Source organism: aff. Roholtiella sp. LEGE 12411 (assembly GCF_015206995.1).
Lineage (GTDB): Bacteria > Cyanobacteriota > Cyanobacteriia > Cyanobacteriales > Nostocaceae > Komarekiella.
The window spans coordinates 39023-55577 of record NZ_JADEXR010000015.1 but is presented as its reverse complement, the minus strand read 5'-3'; the positions used below and the strand labels follow the sequence as shown (position 1 = coordinate 55577).

The window sequence follows — 16555 nt, the reverse complement described above, 5'->3', positions numbered from 1 at the left end:
TTTGTATTTATCAAAAATAGATTCAATGATATTTAATTTATTCATTAACCACCAACCCCCATTTGATATTTACTCACATCTATTCTGTTCTTATTTATGAAGAAATATCATCTAAAAACACCCAAATTCAACACCTTAGATTCAGGCTATAACGGTGAGAAATTCGCTCTTGCTGTTTGGCTGATGATGCAAGCTCGTGTCGAGGTGATGCATCGAACAGAACCCAAGGAAATTCAGATAGTTGAGTCAGAATTTAGATGTTTTAATAACAGTATTTGGCGTGAGCGTCTTAAAAGATACGTATTCCAATTCGATTCAACTTTATGCACCCTATATCCCAGCTTAAAATAAAGCTGCCTTGCCTGATAGTTATTTTCCAACACGTGGAGATATAAGTCTTGAAACCCCCAATCTTGAGAGACTTTTTCACAGCTAATTAGTAATTCTGATCCCACACCATGCCTACGGTATTTTGGGTGAACCGCTAAGTTTGATAGATAAGGAAAACTCCTACCAAACTGGGCCCACGAATCACTCAAACGTACACTCATCTCCACAGTTCCCACTAAGTTATTAGCCTCACCATTAGTAACATCAACAGCAACTAAACAAACTTGATGGGGTGTAGGTGACGCTAGGCGATGCCTTAAATCTTCATAAACACCCAAACGCAACAATGGAAAAGTCCATCCCCACATACCCTTTTGCGAGTGAAAGCTGTCAGTAATGATTTGAGCAACACTAGTCAAATCAGCAGATGTAGCCGCACGGATTTGAAATTGGCTAGAAGTTGGATTGACAGCAGACGTGATCGGTTGTTGGTGGGATGGACGAAAAAACCAAGATGTCAAGGCTAGTTTAGTATTGATTTTATTCACGGAAATCTTCTCAAATATCCTAAAACACCATCCGCACCTGGGTAAAACTCAAGAGCTACCCAGGTGATTGAACTGACGCTGAGATTACGAATTAGCCTTTGATTGTAGATCAAACAAAGTGCAAAAATTTGCTTTGGATTTTATAACCTGCGTGGCTCAAGGAGTCTTAAGAGTTGCAGTTTCATAAATCTGCACTCTTTAGTTCAGGAGGTTTAAGCGCATCTTGGTTTTAGGTTAAAAAAGTTAGCAAGTTATTTAGTATGAAAAAAGTTGACAGTGGTGGTAGCTGGATTGAGCAGGTAGACGCATAGTATAACCTGTTAATAGCATTACCTACAAAATTGTTATGCAATTACACCTCTGGCAAAGCTGGTTTCAAATCACCCTTGATTGCGGTACTGACTTGCTTATTCAATTCGCACTACACCAAAATTATTCAGCTACTAGGTTAATAGGGACAGGCTATATGGGCACCAGGGAAGAATCTGGGAGATTTTCTAATCCCTAGTCTCCAATTTCTCTACTGGTAATATTTGTCTTAGTTATAGTTTTGATTGCTAAATTGAAAGAGTTATTTGTCTAATAGTATACGTTGCCTTTAAATCTCATTGTTGTAATATTACTGACTCTACCATGACTACTATAAATAAAATTTACCTGCATGTGTTAGTGCAACTGCTGCGAAGGGAAAACTTAATATGCAGCTTCATCTGGATTTTACCACCAGCTTTGAGCACTGTATGTAGTATTTAAACATTTCTCACCGGAGGTGAGGGAAAATTTGGCAAGCAAGTATCAACTCTGTAACATTAAAACTGACTATGAAACCAATTGCGCTGCATCAAAGCGAATAGAAATCGGCACAAGCCATTGAGACGAATTACTGTGAGTAAACGCTTCTACACTCAGCAGTCATGTAGCCAAACAGCTTTATTGGTCGAAATGCTCTGCTTTGGCCTGGCTCAGAAACATCTTTACCTGATCAGATTATTCTTTATCCGACTGCCGTTGCTGCAGGAAAGCGGTGCATGAAATCCCAAGTAAACAGTAAGCCTAAAATTTTGGTTGTCGATGACGAACCAGACAACCTTGACTTGCTTTACCGCACTTTCTATCGCGACTATAAGGTGCTAAGGGCAACCTCTGGTCCTGCGGCACTCGATTTGCTTTCCCAAGAGGGGGAGGTCGCAGTGATCATCTCAGATCAACGAATGCCGATGATGAGCGGTACTGAATTTTTGAGCCTGACAGCCACTCAGTATCCAGATATTATCCGGATTATTTTAACTGGCTACACCGATGTCGAAGATCTGGTGGAAGCAATTAACGCTGGTAAGGTATTCAAATATGTAACTAAACCTTGGGAAGCAGAAGATCTTAAAGCACTAGTACGCCAAGCTTTGGATACCCACAATGTTCTTAAAGCCCGCACCCGCGAACTTACCCGCACACTTCGTCAAGAATCTCTGCTGAACACTGTCACCAATACTATCCGCAGTGCCTTAGACTATCGGCAAATTTTGCAAGCAATTGTGGATACAGTGGGTCACATGTTGGAGGTGGATGTCTGTCTGTTACGTCCCTTCCAAGATGAGCAGTTGGCAGATGAAGGATTCATTTACCAGAAAGCTCCAAATGAGGTAGGGAGAGTGGAGGAGTGGGAGAGTGGGGAAGAAACTCATTCTTCTTTTTCCCCACCTCCCCCTATTCCCTCCTCCTCCTTGATAGTTCAGACGGTGTGGGAAACCCGCGAAGTGCAAGTGATTCACGATGTGGCAGGTGATCAACATATTCAGGGCGATACTGCCGAATGGCATCAACGTGGCGCTGCTTTTGCTGCCGCTAACATTTGTTCCAGTTTAGTTGTGCCACTGATTTGTCAACAAGAATTGATGGCAGTACTGGCACTGCATCAGCTTTTTCAGCCCCACTTCTGGGGGGAGGAGGAGGTACAGTTGGTGTTGATGGTAGCGGATCAAGCAGCCCTGGCGTTGTCTCAAGCCTATGCTTACGAGCAAGTACGGGCCCTTGCCAAACGAGAAGCTCTGATTAATACGATTACTAGCGCGATTCGCTCTAGCCTAAACCCTCAAGACATCTTTGCAGCTATTACACAACAACTGGGGCAAGCTTTACAAGTTGATGGCTGCATGTTGTCTTTGTGGACAGAGGAAGATGAGTTTGTCCAGTGTGTAGGGTTGTATGACAGTTCTCAAAATCCAGAGGATTACCTTGCAAAAGCCCAAGAAAAGTGCATAAGTAGCAATAAACACGGCTTGAGTCAGCAATCACCTGATTATCAAGCACCAATCAAGGATAATCCGATCCTGCAAGAATTGTTGCGGACACATGAACCATTGGTAATTGCTGATACAAACCATTCTCCTCTAGAAATTCAGAACTTTGATTTGCCTTTGAAAATGCCGACACGATCGCTAATGGTCGTCCCATTATTGGCTGATGGTAAATGTATCGGTAGTATCACCCTGCGTGAAGGTAGCAACGCACGTCGATGGGTTTTATCTGATATCAACTTAGCTAAAGCAGTAGCAGCGCAAGCGGCGATCGCTGTGCAGCAGTCACGTTTATACCAAAAAACTCGCCAGCAAGCTGAACGTTTATTGGAATTAGACAAACAAAAAACCGAATTTTTTCAAAATATCTCCCATGAGTTTCGCACTCCCATAACCTTGATTCAAGGGCCTTTAGAGTCGGCGGTGGCAGCTGGTGAGGGGTTATCTTACTCTCAATGTGCGATCGCCTTGCGTAACTCCCGCCGCCTGTTGCGACTGGTAAATCAACTGCTTGATCTGCAACGCTTGGATGCCGGGAGAATGCAACCTAGTTTCCACCCTTGCGATTTAGTTGAATTTGTCAATCAAATTGTTGAGTCGTTTCGCCCCTACTGTGAGAAAAAGGGACTACATCTCGATATCCATTTGAGTGAATGTTCAACGGTTTATTTGGATATGGAAAAATTTGACAAGGTGGTTTATAATCTCCTATCAAATGCCATGAAGTTTACACCTGAAGGGGGAACGCTCAGCATCAGACTACAGTCTGAAGATGACCGTTGCATATTACAAATACAAGACACTGGAATTGGCATTATTCAAGAACAAATTCCTCATTTATTTGAACGCTTTCGCCAAGCCGAAGGCTCAGCAAATCGCTCCTATGAAGGCAGTGGTTTGGGTTTGGCTTTAGTTAAAGAATTGGTGGAATTGCATGGTGGGAAAGTAACTGTCGAATCAGTTTACGGACAAGGGACTACCTTTACCTTATGTCTGCTTACTGGTAGTGCTCACTTACCCGTGCAACAAATACTAGAAAAACCTTGTGAACTCAATACAAGCCGCGCTAGTGTAGAATTGGCTGATTTAGAACTATTAGAGCCAACAGCAGACAATATTGAAAGTATTACAAAAGAAGACTTATCACCCAGCCCTGACACTCAGCATTCAGAACTCGGCACTCAGCACTTAATTTTGGTCGTAGACGACAATCCAGATCTGCGAGCTTATGTATCTGATATTCTTCGCCGCAACGGCTATAGAGTACAGACATCTCGTAACGGTTACGAAGGGTACGGTATAGCTCAGAAAATTTCACCCAGCTTAATTGTTACCGACTTGATGATGCCCTTAGTGAGTGGACTGGAGATGATTCAGATGATTCGCAATGAGAAGAAGTTAAAAGGAACACCAATCATTCTGCTCACAGCGAAAGTTGATGAAGAAACTCGCATTGAAAGCACAGAACATGGCGCGGATGCTTATTTAGCAAAACCATTCAATGATCGGGAACTTCTGGCGGAAGTTCGAAATCTTTTAGCTTTGAAGGAAAATGAACGACGGATTTTGGAGTTAAATACTTATTTAACAGAATCGGTGCTAAAGCGCTTTTTACCGTCTGTATTGGTACAAAAAGCCGCAGCAGGAGATCTGACACTAGATTTGCGCCCAGAACCACGTTTGATTACAGTTTTGTTTAGTGACATTGTGGGCTTTACGCAGCTAGCAAATACCCTCAGATCCCGGCGAGTGGCAGAGTTGCTAAATGAATATTTAGAAACTATGACCAAGGTTGTATTTAACAATGGCGGCACTGTCGATAAATTTATGGGAGATGCTATCTTAGCTTTATATGGAGCGCCGGAAGAACTAACCCCCAATGAACAGGTGCGGCGTGCCATTAATACAGCAAGAGCAATGCACCGCTCACTAGTTCCGTTAAACCAGCGTTGGCGAGAGCAAGGTGTATTCGACGGCGATAGACTTACTAGCGTGCAGTTCCGTTGTGGTATTCACCAAGGTACAGCTGTTGTGGGTATGTTTGGTAGCGCTGAACGTGCAGACTACACTGCTATTGGCCCAAGTGTGAATATTGCTGCTAGGTTGCAATCTGCCGCTGTTCCCGGTACTATCCTGGTTTCTGCTGCCGTGGCAGATTATTTGCAAGAAGAAGAAATTACTAAAGGTAGTCCGCTAGAACTAAAAGGAATCGATGAAACAGTTCTGACTTTTGCTGTTACACCAGAGCTAATGGTTAATCGCTAAAATTCAGCAGTCTGGATTTGAAGCATTAGCATTGTGTAAGAGTGCCAAATCATATCCAGTTTAAAATATAATATGACACCATCGGTTACAGACAAAACTCCAATTCCAGCCAAAGTCTGGAGGCGACACACCGATCCACCAGGTTTGTGGATTGCCGTCATTGTAGGTTCCGTCTCTCTGCACTTGCTGGCGTTCTGGCTGATGCGCTCATCTCAGTTTAGCCGCTTGTGGCAGCAACAGAATAAAGCCGCTATTCCGATTGAGGTTGTAGAGATTTATTCTCAAACAAAAGCAAGAGCGAGAAAAGTTGCTTCTAAACCAAAAAAAGTCTCGCCTAAGCCACCATCCACAAGTCAAAAGTTACGAGAAGCAAATTTACCAAAGCAAGTAATTCCAAAAGATAAGTTAACAGCAAAATCTGCCCCTAGTACTCAAGATCGAAGTACAATAGCTTTCACCAAAAATAAAGAAGCACAGGCTGAGCAATTTCAACGAGCACAAGCTGAGCAACTTCAACGAGCACAAGCTGAGCAACTTCAACAAGCACAGGCTGAGCAACTTCAACAAGCACAGGCTGAGCAACTTCAACAAGCACAGGCTGAGCAATTTCAACGAGCACAAGCTGAGCAACTTCAACAAGCACAAGCTGAACAACTTCAACGAGCACAAGCTGAGCAACTTCAACGAGCACAGGCTGAGCAACTTCAACGAGCACAGGCTGAGCAACTTCAACGAGCACAAGCTGAACAACTTCAACGAGCACAAGCTGAACAACTTCAACGAGCACAGGCTGAGCAACTTCAACGAGCCTCCTCACAAACCCCTAATGCACCTAGTGGAACTCTATTAGCAAGTTTGGTAGGAGAACCTCAACAGGTAGAAAGGGATGGACATAATAACCCAGCTAAGATCAAAATAAGCGACGAGCCATTTCCCAAAGGTCTTGAATATGTAAAGTTTATTGAAAAGAAACCTGGTCAGCCTGTAGAATTCACTGTAATATTAACAATTTCTGAAAAAGGCAAACTTGAGAAGATTGATGTTGAAGATGAGGCAGTACCAGTAGATGAAAGAAGCTACTATGAAGACTTCGTTGCCGATCAAGTTTTCAAAGGCTGGGAATTTGAACCTGCATACGATAATGATCCAAATGATCCAAAGCCTAGCAATCTTATGGTACGTATTAGAATACAACCTCTGCCTTGATAACTAAATACTTGAATTTTAGTTAAAGCTATGTTATACTTATAAGGTTGGAAATTCGCGGGCGTAGTTTAGTGGTAAAACTATAGCCTTCCAAGCTATTAATGCGGGTTCGATTCCCGCCGCCCGCTTATAAAGAAGAAGCTGTGACATACTCCCCCGAATTAAATTGGCAGGATTCTAGACTAGAATATAGCGATTGCAGGCACAGTCTGTCTGACATAGCCTAACTCAACAGTTGATGCTCCAAAGGCACAAGTATTTTTAGAGGCGTTGTCGTCTCTACCGTTTAAGGATTGTCAGCCAAGGTTTATAAGACCTTACACTTGTTTGTTGGAAAAAGGATTAAAATCCTTATCTGGTCTATATTACAATTATATTCAGCAAGCCATACGTAGACAATTATCTTGCTTTTTTTCTTGGCTAACCATTTGATTTCTTCAAGCCGCACACTCGTGACTTCCAGTCATGAGTTAGGCGCTCTATATTAGGTGTCACTTTGTGTTAAGATTGAAAGGTATTCAACAAATTAAAGAAATTGTCATCCATCCAAAAAGCATTTAAAGTTACTCTCATACCGACACACAATCAAGAGGTCTTAATCAACAAGACGATTGGTTGTGCAAGATATGTATATAACCGCTTTTTGGCACTAAGACAAGAGTTATATAGGACTGAGCAGAAAACCTTAAACTACAATGCTTGTAGTCAAAAGCTAACTATACTCAAGAAAGAAATTGAATGGTTGAAAGAAGTAGATAAGTTTGCCTTACAGAATTCACTCAAGAATTTAGAGACAGCATACAAAAACTTTTTTGCTGACTTAAAGAAGATGAAAGGGAAAAAGGGTGTAGGCTGTCTTGAAAAGTCCCTTCAACGGGGGGAACCCGCCGAAGTTGCTCCTCTTGGGGAGACCTCAAGACCGCACTTCTCCCCGCACAGGGCTTTCCGCTTTCCTAAGTTTAAAAAGAAGCATGGATGTAAGCAGTCTTACAAAACTAATCTGACTAACGGCAATATTCAAGTAATAAAAAATCGTTTAAAGCTTCCAAAGTGTGGATGGGTAAGGTTTCATAAATCTCAGGATATTAGTGGAACGATTATAAACGTTACCGTAACTCGCACTTCATCAGGCAAATATATTGCTAGTATTTTGTGTGAAACAGAGATAGAGAAACACCCTCAAGTCTCTCGAAATATTGGTTTAGACCTGGGGATCAAATCTTATCTTGTTACAAGTGATGGTGAAGTTGTAGATAATCCCAAATATTATCGAACTCAAAAAAGGAAATTACGTAAAGCGCACAAAAAACTATCCCGTAGTGCAAAAGGTAGTAACAACCGAGTTAAAGCCAAAATCAAGCTGGCTCGTACTTATGAAAGGATTACAAATTTGAGAGATGACTTTCTGCATAAGCTGTCAACCCGATTAATCAAAGAAAACAGTATTATCTGTATCGAAGATTTACGAGTCGCCAACATGGTGAAGAACCACAAATTAGCGTTGAGTATTTCAGACGTTAGTTGGACTAAGTTCATTACAATGTTGGAATATAAAGCTTTGTGGCACGACAGACTTGTGCAGAAAGTTGGTACTTTTTATCCCTCATCTCAAACTTGTAACCATTGCGATTTTATTAACCCTTTGGTTAAAGATTTAAAGCTGCGTGAATGGTCTTGTCCACAATGTAATAGTTATAATTTGAGGGATAAAAACGCCGCACTTAATATATTAAGTGAAGGTTTGAGATTATTAACCGCCGTCGGTACGCCGGAGGTTATAAAAAACGCCTGTGGAGAACTCGTCAGTCCTGAAGTGATTCCGGCAGAGATCATTGAAGCAGGAATCACGCGACTTTCAGTCGTGTGAGGTTCAAAACTTGCATATTACTCGAGCATGGGCGCTATCATGACTGACGTAGACAGAGCTTCCTTCTCAACTTCAGAAGGGGGCTTTATTTTTATGATTTTATTTGGCAACCTCAAGTTTTTACTCGTAAAATCGAAGACAAGATAAAGATCAGTAGAATAGAGTCTCTAAATTAATGAGTCAGTTGATAAGTCAGGGTGGAAGAGCTATCACTAAATCTCCAATGGTAGATCGGATAAATGACATTGCTTGGCAAGCTCACCAAGGTAGCGTTGCTGCGATTATTCAACTATTGAATGAAAAGCTTGCTAAGTCTGGTGTTAGAACCAGAGCCATTTTTTCCGATGGTGTCTTACAACTTCTTTGTGAAGCGGCTAGGGTAGAGCAACTAGAGCAATCTCCCTTAGTAGAACAAATCCAACAAATTCTTGATTCAATCGCACCACGTAACATTCGCCGAGTCAATATTAACAGTCGAATTGTTCGGGAACAGCAATTACTTTGGTTAAAGGAAATTTGTAGCGATCGCGAGAATCAATTGCTTTGGTCACAGGAAGTTACATTAGTTCAGCCAAATATCCTAAAGCAACTAATTAAAGATTTCACAGAAGCCCAGAATGAACTAAAAAAAATAAATTTACCTAAAACACAATCATCTCATCCTCTAATAGTTACTAATAAAGAAAAACACAAAATTTCACCCAAAACAGGGACAGTAACAGCAGTCAGTTTATGTTCACTCTTGTTGCTCGGTTGGGTTGTTTATGCTCAGTTAGGCGATAAATTGAAAAACTTAATACAACTAGACTCCTCCCAATCTTTAACTACAGCAAATACTAACGATAGTCGAGCAAAATCACTACCTCGTGCTGATAGAAATAGCCTTTATGAAGCATTAGACGACCCATTTGTAGCATCAGTTCGACTTGCCAACCAAGCTTCTGTATCTGGTAAAACAGCCATCACCTCAACTCAGTGGTTAGAGCTAGCTGCCAGATGGCAACAAGCTTCAGATATGATGAGCACTGTTACACCAAAACACAGCCGCTATCAAGAAGCTCAGATTCGCACTAAGCTATACAGAAAATATAGTGAGGCAGCGCAGAAAGAGGCAGATAAGAGTAAATCATAGTTTATGAAGTAGACTATATTTTTAGTAGAGCGTCGGTTACTCAGTTGAAGCGCTTCGATAATTAACAACATCACAAAACATTTTAGTTTTGGGAAAAACCGAAGATGAGGCAAGTAATCATGTACAAAGATAAGGATTACTATTGGTTGTGAAATGCCCAAGTTTCAAGGGGCACCAAATCTTTTTCAAAGCCAACAAAATTTGTAGAGATGCTCTTAAGAGTATCTCTACAAATCATACAAACCTAACTAAACGCTCATCTCCAGCATCCGTTGAATTGGTCGCAGTGCAGCCAGACGGATATTCTCTGACATTGTGATTTCAGGACTGCGATTTTTCATCGCCCAGTAAAGTTTTTCCAAGGTGTTTAACCGCATAAATGGGCATTCATTGCAATTGCAATTATTCATTGGCGGGGCAGGAATGAAGTGCTTGTCAGGAGCTAATTTTTGCATTTGGTGAATGATACCAGGCTCTGTCGCAACGATAAATTTTTTGGCATTGCTCTGTTGACAATATTTGAGTAAAGCCGCTGTAGAGCCAATAAAGCTGGCGTGGCGTAATACACTACTTTCGCATTCTGGGTGTGCGATCGCCTCTGCTTCTGGGTGGGCAATTTTCAACTGCACAATTTTCTTTTCTGAAAAGGTTTCATGAACAATACAGCTACCTTGCCACAATACTAAATCTCGCCCAGTTTGTTCCATAACATACCGTCCCAAATTCCGATCTGGGGCAAAAATAATCGGCTGTTCCTTCGGTATCTGCTGCACAATTTTGACAGCGTTGGAACTGGTGCAGATAATATCGCTCATCGCCTTAATGTCAGCAGAGCAGTTAATGTAAGAAACCACCAGATGATCCGGATGTGCTGCTTTAAAAGTTGCAAACGCTTCTGCTGGACAACTGTCTGCTAGAGTACAACCAGCATTCAAATCTGGTAAAAGTACCAATTTATTAGGATTAAGTATCTTGGCTGTCTCTGCCATAAAGTGAACGCCAGCAAAGACGATCACATCTGCATTGGTCTTCTCTGCTGCTTTTGCTAGTTGTAATGAATCTCCGATAAAGTCTGCAATATCCTGAATATCAGGCTCTTGATAGTAATGCGCTAAGATAACCGCGTTAAGTTCTTTTTTAAGACTCAGGGTGGCGGCAAAAAAATCTAGTGGTAGTTCACCCAGTTGGGTTTTGTCTCGTTGAGCTAGTACAGTCGTAAACACAGTTAGGGGTTGCGTTAAGTTGCAAGTTTTGTCTTGTGGAATCAATTATAGTAGTTTTTACCAAAAATGGTGGACGGTTGATGTCTTGGGATTGTGTCCAAATCCGGCTGAGTTTCATATCCTGGAGATAGACGGCAAGGAAAGTGGCATGACCAGTCAGAAAACTCAATCAACAACCCTCAAAATTGCTGTAATTGGAGATGTTCACGACCAATGGGAAGCAGAAGATGGTATTGCACTCAAGCATCTGGGTGTTGACTTAGTACTGTTTGTAGGGGATTTTGGTAACGAATCGGTGGAAGTGGTCAGAGCGATCGCCTCTATCGACATTCCCAAAGCAGCGGTGATGGGAAATCACGATGCATGGTACACTGCCACGGAATGGGGACGTAAGAAATGCCCCTATGACCGCTCCAAGGAAGACTGGGTACAGGAACAACTAGATTTATTAGGCCCAGCCCATGTTGGTTACGGTAAGTTGGATTTTCCACCTTGGAGCTTAACTGTAGTGGGGGGTCGTCCCTTCACTTGGGGTGGACCAGAGTGGAAATTTGCTGACATCTGTAAACAAAGGTATGGTGTGACAAGTCTGGAAGAATCTGCCGATCGCATCGTCAAAGCAGTCAAAAGTGCCGCTTATGAGACGATAATTTTTCTGGGTCACAATGGACCTAGTGGGTTAGGCGATCGCCCAGAAGATCCCTGCGGCAAAGACTGGCATCCTATAGGCGGCGACTTTGGCGATCCAGATTTTGGCGAGGCGATTTCCCAGGCTCTCACTACTGGTAAAATAATTCCTCTGGTGACATTTGGTCACATGCACCGGACTCTCCGGCATACCAAAAAAGTACTGCGAAAGCCAGTATTTAGAAGTCCAGAGGGGACAATTTACTTGAATGCGGCCAGTGTGCCCAGAATTGTGGAAAATGGCAGCGATAAGTTGCGTAATTTTTCGATTGTTTCCTTAGAAGCGGGTGTGGTTTCCCAAGTCTCCCTAGTTTGGGTTGGGGATGATTTCCAAGTGACATCAGAGGAAATTGTGTACGAGCGATCGCATCCAGTAGTGCAATCTGCGTAGATGATAGGATATAGTATTATCTGTCAGCTTTAGTGCTAACCAACGAAAGCGCCTGAATAACGTCTGAAAGTAGGGCAAGCACAAGTTTGACAGATTTACTGGAGAGGTGGCAGAGTGGTCGATTGCGTCCGACTTGAAATCGGATGAGGCTAAAACCTCCGGGAGTTCGAATCTCCCCCTCTCCGTTGAATAGTTTGTGAATTAAACTAGGTGTATGGGCACTGTGTCCTTGCTTGATGCTCAACCACATCCTTGGCTGCTTGACATAAATTCTAATATGAGGTAGAGCGATGGCTACCCTTTATGTAAGAAATTTACCCGATGATTTGTAGGCAGAATTTTTTGCTAATGAATTTTCGCAAGCTCTTTGGGAACCTAGGTTGTATAGTTAGGGCAAATTAGTCGGGTTAGTCGGGTTGATTAAATTTGCCTTGACTTAAGATACATTACAGGAACTCCGGAAGAGCTATTGCTAGGATAAAAACGCTGCTATGTGTTAAAAGTTATTCAGCAGCTTTGCTACTAGCTCGATTGGCACGTGCCTCAGATGAAGCCATTACTTCGTCAATATTCTCTAGCATTTCGCCAGGAAAGTTTTCCAAAATTCTGGTAGAAAGAGCAACCCGACCTTTACCCTCATCCAAGTCAATAATTACAGCTTTAATCGGTTGACCGATTTGAAAAACTTTTTCTAGAGATTCAATGAATTTTTGGCTCACTTGCTTGATGTGAAGTAACGCGCTAATACCATCCAAATCTACAAATACGCCAAAAGGTTTAATCCCAGTCACTTTACCTTCTACCAACTGACCTAGTTCTAATAAGCTGAAGTTACTAGAGCGAGTTGCCAAGCGCTGAGAAAGTATGAGTTTGTTAGTGTTACGATTAATTTCTAAAAAACCAACATTCAGATTTTGACCTTTGAGTGCTTCTAAGTTATCACGTTCAGCTAAGTGCGATCGCGGAATAAAACCTCGCAAAGAGAGAATATCAACGGTGACACCACCTTTATTTACACCCATAACCCGTACTTGCACCGTCTGAGCATTTTCCTGCATTTGAGCCAGTCTTTCCCAGATATGCTGAATTTCCAACTGCTTTCGGGAAAGAGTAACTTGACCTTCTGCATCCTGATCACGGATAATCAAAAACTCCATTTCCTCTTGCAATGGCAGCACCTCCGATAAATCGGTCACTGCTCTCAAAGAAGCTTCATCGCGGGGAAGAAAAGCTGACGACTTGCCACCAATATCGACATAAGCTCCATCATGATCGAGTTGAAACACTTTCCCGTGTACAACCTGGCCTTTTTGAAACTGGTAGTCGTGTTTTTCTAGTGCTTTGGCAAAATCGTCCATTGTGAACGACGAATTAGCTGTTTGAGAAAGTTTCGATTCGGAATTCATGACTTTTGAAGATTAATAGTTGTTTGAGGTGATGCTACTGGAGTTTAGATTGTCATTTGTCCCTTGTCATTGGTCACTAGTAAGGACTAGAGACCAATGACAAAAAACGACTTTGGTTGCATAGGTTTCAAATCAGTTGCCCAAAGAGTTGTTTTACCTGCTCCCAAGCATCGGCCGCAGCTTTAGGATTATAACTGCCACGATGGTCACAGAAAAATCCGTGATCAGCTCCATCGTAGCGAAACACACGATGAGGAATTTTGTATTTTTCTAACTCTGCTTCAATCTCGTCAACCTGTTCAGTGGGTATACTGCTATCTTCCGTACCAAACAGAGCATAGAGAGTGCCTGTAATTTCGGTTGTACGAGTAACGGTAGGAGCGCCACCTCCTGGTGTGCGAGTAGTGATACCAGCACCGTAGAAGGAAGCAGTAGCCTTAATATCTGGTAGGGTAGCAGCAAGATAGGCTACATGACCACCAAAGCAGAAGCCAATACAGCCAAAGCCATCTTTTTTGACTTGAGGTATGCTTTTGAAGTAATCAATTGTTATTTGGATATCGCTCAATAATTCTGATGCTTGAGTTTGCATGGCGTATTTTCTCCCAATTTCGATATCTTCCGGGGTGTAGCCGGTTTCAAAGCCAGGAGCTTGACGCTGGAAGAGTGCAGGTGCGATCGCCACATACCCTTGTTTGGCAATCCGTTCTGTCACCTCCCGAATGTGAATGTTAACACCAAAAATCTCCTGCAATACCACAACTCCTGGGTAAGAACCAGATTCTTTAGGTTGTGCTAAATAAGCCTCTATTTGGAAATTATCTTGCGTTCGCCTAGCGTCTGGTAGAGAAAGTTTAACTGTTGTGGTGTCGATTGCTCGCTCTGTCATAATAATTTTTACCAGTGCGTGTGATAACTTATGTGATTGTTTGATATAACTATGCCAGTATGTCCAGGCTATTTCCAATCAAATTATCAATTACCAACAGTGATCACATTAGAAACTTTCATCAGAAAAACTTCATGTGTAAATAAAGTATTTAACATCTAGCAAATGCAACTGGTCACTTGCCGCTACTAGTGCATAGGAGGTTTAGTGATGATTCAATTCCGTATTCAGCCAGACAGTGAAATTCCCGCATCAACCCAGCTGTTTAATCAAATCCGGTTTGCGATCGCTTCCCGGCAATATCCACCTGGATACAAATTGCCAAGCACACGAGCGCTAGCAATGCAAACTGGGTTACACCGGAATACCATAAGCAAAGTTTACCGCCAGCTAGAGGAAGACGGATTTGTCGAAAGTCTAGCTGGTTCAGGAATTTATGTCCGTACTCAAGGTCATGAGGGCGGTAGCAGGCTGCAATCGCCAATTCTTAAACAAAATCCCAACGCATATCAAGTTGTCCAGCAAGTACTAGACGAACTGCTCTCCCAAGGATGTTCACTCAGTCAAGCACGGGAGCTATTTTTAGCGGAAATTGACTGGCGCTTGCGTTGTAGTGCGCGAGTACTGGTTGCAGTTCCGTCTCACGACATGGGTGCTGGAGAATTGATGGTGTATGAATTAGAACGAGCTTTGAAAATACCAGTACAGTTGGTAGCAATGGAAGAATTAGCCGCTGTGCTAGATAAAACTACCTCTGCTACAGTGGTTACAAGTCGGTATTTCATTGGAGATGTAGAGGCGATCGCTGCTCCTAAAGCTGTACGGGTGATTCCTCTGGACATCTACGACTACACCAAAGAACTTAACCTACTAAAAACCTTACCAAAAGAAAACTGTGTAGGTATAGTTAGCCTCAGTTCTGGAATTGCACGAGCTGCGGAAGTTATCCTACACGGTCTACGCGGGGACGAACTACTGATAATGACTTCCCAACCAAAAGATGCTTATAAACTTCAGGCGATCGTCAAGAGAGCCGAGGTAATAATTAGCGATCTAGCAAGCTTTGCAGCAGTACAAGCAGCGGTGCAAATAGCCCTTGAAGACATTATTCGCCCACCCAAACTGATTAAGGTTGAAAATTACATTGGCACTAACTCGATTAACTTGCTAAAACGAGAGTTGGGTTTAAGTTAACCCAAAGGATAGAAACTTCTTCCCTATTCCCTATTCCCCATACTTCTCTACAAGAGGCTACGCCAACAACTAGGCTCAGGACAAGCTCAGTACAAGTTCCCTGTCTCTACGAGTGATTCAGCAATCAAACAGGATTACTATAGCTTTGTAAATTGCAAAAACTCTTTCACCCGCCGGAGGTAAGTTGGTGGATCTTCCAACATCGGGAAATGCGCCGTACCAGGAATCAAAGCAAACTCGACTTTATCGTTTAATGCAGCTGCTTGACGCCCCATCTCGGCTGGAATAATCTTGTCATACTCCCCTGCCACCAACAAAGTTGGTACAGTCAGTTTGGAAAATTCTTGCGGCATCAATTCAGCTTGTGCCTTGCTGACTGAAGTGAAAATTGTACCTAGAGCTGCATCGTAATCTGCTTCGAGAAAATCTTGTAAAAAAGCCTGACGTTCAGAGTTTGGTATGGACTTATGTAGAAATCTAGACATAAACATCCGGTCAACAAATGGTATTTTCCCTAACCACTTGGGACGGAATTTAACTACATAGCCACCAAATTTATGAAAGGCTGCAAATGCTTTTTCGTCGTATTCAAAAATGCCGCTACAGGTCAAAATACCTCGCTCTACTCGCTGGGGATAGCGATTAAAAAACAAAGTAGCAATAGACGCACCCGTTGAGTGAGCATTTATGTAGAAACGCTGAATCTGTAACTTATCTAGTAAAGCTGCCAAGTCCTCAGCGTATTCCTCTAATTCATAGGTTAACTCTTTGATTGCCTCTGATTCTGCCTGGGGAGACTGCGACTCGACAACAGACTCACTAGCTTGAACTATTGTTGGCTGACCACAAGAACGCCCAAACCCACGCAAATCGTATAGTAGACAATCAAACTGGTCTGACAGAGCATTAGCAGTACTTTTCCAGTACCTAGCCGAACCAGCCCAACCATGGATGAAAACCATCACTGGTTTTACCAAAAAACTGGATGGTTTTTTCACCCATTCGTAGTAATGCTCAACTCCACGAACATTAATATAAGACATTTGTCATTTGTCCTTTGTCCTTTATCCTTTATCATTAGTCATTTTTCTTTTGCTAAATGACTAATGAAGGCCAGTGACTA

The 16555-nt window shown here is 42.3% G+C and carries 11 protein-coding genes and 2 tRNA genes; 8 read left to right on the top strand and 5 right to left on the bottom strand.

All coding sequences use genetic code 11. The features are described 5' to 3' along the window. Positions 1-233: 233 nt before the first annotated feature. On the bottom strand, positions 234-878 hold the full coding sequence (locus IQ246_RS05575) for a GNAT family N-acetyltransferase (RefSeq protein WP_339379157.1): 645 nt from the start codon (positions 876-878) through the stop codon (positions 234-236). Positions 879-1906: 1028 nt separating this feature from the next. Between IQ246_RS05575 and IQ246_RS05570 the strand changes: the two genes are divergently transcribed. The 5 genes from IQ246_RS05570 to IQ246_RS05550 all read left to right on the top strand — a co-directional run bounded on the left by IQ246_RS05570 (position 1907) and on the right by IQ246_RS05550 (position 9642). Then, on the top strand, positions 1907-5437 hold the full coding sequence (locus tag IQ246_RS05570; RefSeq protein ID WP_194000898.1) for a response regulator: 3531 nt from the start codon (positions 1907-1909) through the stop codon (positions 5435-5437). A 72-nt stretch (positions 5438-5509) separates the two neighbouring features. Then, positions 5510-6643, top strand: coding sequence for a hypothetical protein (locus IQ246_RS05565; RefSeq protein WP_194000896.1), 1134 nt, complete (start codon positions 5510-5512; stop codon positions 6641-6643). Positions 6644-6700: 57 nt separating this feature from the next. Beyond that, positions 6701-6771, top strand: a tRNA-Gly gene (locus IQ246_RS05560). A 407-nt stretch (positions 6772-7178) separates the two neighbouring features. After that, positions 7179-8510 carry an IS200/IS605 family element RNA-guided endonuclease TnpB gene (gene tnpB, locus IQ246_RS05555; RefSeq protein ID WP_208492019.1) on the top strand — a complete coding sequence of 444 codons (1332 nt, stop codon included), beginning with the start codon at positions 7179-7181 and terminating at the stop codon, positions 8508-8510. A gap of 175 nt (positions 8511-8685) precedes the next feature. Next, positions 8686-9642: a hypothetical protein gene (locus tag IQ246_RS05550; protein WP_370588452.1), complete on the top strand. Its 957-nt coding sequence runs from the start codon at positions 8686-8688 to the stop codon at positions 9640-9642. A 248-nt stretch (positions 9643-9890) separates the two neighbouring features. Here IQ246_RS05550 and nadA read toward each other — a convergent pair whose 3' ends face one another. Then, positions 9891-10865, bottom strand: a complete 975-nt coding sequence (gene nadA, locus IQ246_RS05545) for a quinolinate synthase NadA (RefSeq protein WP_194000918.1) — start codon at positions 10863-10865, stop codon at positions 9891-9893. 148 nt (positions 10866-11013) lie between these two features. Between nadA and IQ246_RS05540 the strand changes: the two genes are divergently transcribed. Together IQ246_RS05540 and IQ246_RS05535 are read left to right on the top strand one after the other, a co-directional pair. Continuing rightward, the gene (locus IQ246_RS05540; RefSeq protein WP_194000894.1) at positions 11014-11943 is read left to right on the top strand and encodes a TIGR04168 family protein; all 930 of its coding nucleotides are present in this window, start codon (positions 11014-11016) and stop codon (positions 11941-11943) included. Between the two features lie 100 nt (positions 11944-12043). After that, positions 12044-12128: transfer RNA gene (locus IQ246_RS05535), tRNA-Ser, on the top strand. A 318-nt stretch (positions 12129-12446) separates the two neighbouring features. On the opposite strand, the gene IQ246_RS05530 is transcribed toward IQ246_RS05535, so the two are convergent. Beyond that, positions 12447-13349 carry a S1 RNA-binding domain-containing protein gene (locus IQ246_RS05530; RefSeq protein WP_194000892.1) on the bottom strand — a complete coding sequence of 301 codons (903 nt, stop codon included), beginning with the start codon at positions 13347-13349 and terminating at the stop codon, positions 12447-12449. Between the two features lie 127 nt (positions 13350-13476). After that, positions 13477-14238, bottom strand: coding sequence for a dienelactone hydrolase family protein (locus tag IQ246_RS05525; RefSeq protein ID WP_194000890.1), 762 nt, complete (start codon positions 14236-14238; stop codon positions 13477-13479). A gap of 210 nt (positions 14239-14448) precedes the next feature. Between IQ246_RS05525 and IQ246_RS05520 the strand changes: the two genes are divergently transcribed. Beyond that, positions 14449-15432, top strand: a complete 984-nt coding sequence (locus IQ246_RS05520; protein ID WP_194000888.1) for a GntR family transcriptional regulator — start codon at positions 14449-14451, stop codon at positions 15430-15432. A gap of 137 nt (positions 15433-15569) precedes the next feature. Here IQ246_RS05520 and IQ246_RS05515 read toward each other — a convergent pair whose 3' ends face one another. Beyond that, the gene (locus IQ246_RS05515; protein ID WP_194000886.1) at positions 15570-16475 is read right to left on the bottom strand and encodes an alpha/beta fold hydrolase; all 906 of its coding nucleotides are present in this window, start codon (positions 16473-16475) and stop codon (positions 15570-15572) included. Between the last annotated feature and the right edge of the window lie 80 nt (positions 16476-16555).

What these genes read in the sequence shown, in the direction of transcription:
- IQ246_RS05570 (WP_194000898.1), top strand. Translation starts at nt 1,907, where the DNA reads ATGAAATCCCAAGTAAACAGTAAGCCTAAAATTTTGGTTGTCGATGAC.
- IQ246_RS05565 (WP_194000896.1), top strand. Translation starts at nt 5,510, where the DNA reads ATGACACCATCGGTTACAGACAAAACTCCAATTCCAGCCAAAGTCTGG.
- IQ246_RS05550 (WP_370588452.1), top strand. Translation starts at nt 8,686, where the DNA reads ATGAGTCAGTTGATAAGTCAGGGTGGAAGAGCTATCACTAAATCTCCA.
- IQ246_RS05540 (WP_194000894.1), top strand. Translation starts at nt 11,014, where the DNA reads ATGACCAGTCAGAAAACTCAATCAACAACCCTCAAAATTGCTGTAATT.
- IQ246_RS05530 (WP_194000892.1), bottom strand. Translation starts at nt 13,349, where the DNA reads ATGAATTCCGAATCGAAACTTTCTCAAACAGCTAATTCGTCGTTCACA.
- IQ246_RS05525 (WP_194000890.1), bottom strand. Translation starts at nt 14,238, where the DNA reads ATGACAGAGCGAGCAATCGACACCACAACAGTTAAACTTTCTCTACCA.
- IQ246_RS05520 (WP_194000888.1), top strand. Translation starts at nt 14,449, where the DNA reads ATGATTCAATTCCGTATTCAGCCAGACAGTGAAATTCCCGCATCAACC.
- IQ246_RS05515 (WP_194000886.1), bottom strand. Translation starts at nt 16,475, where the DNA reads ATGTCTTATATTAATGTTCGTGGAGTTGAGCATTACTACGAATGGGTG.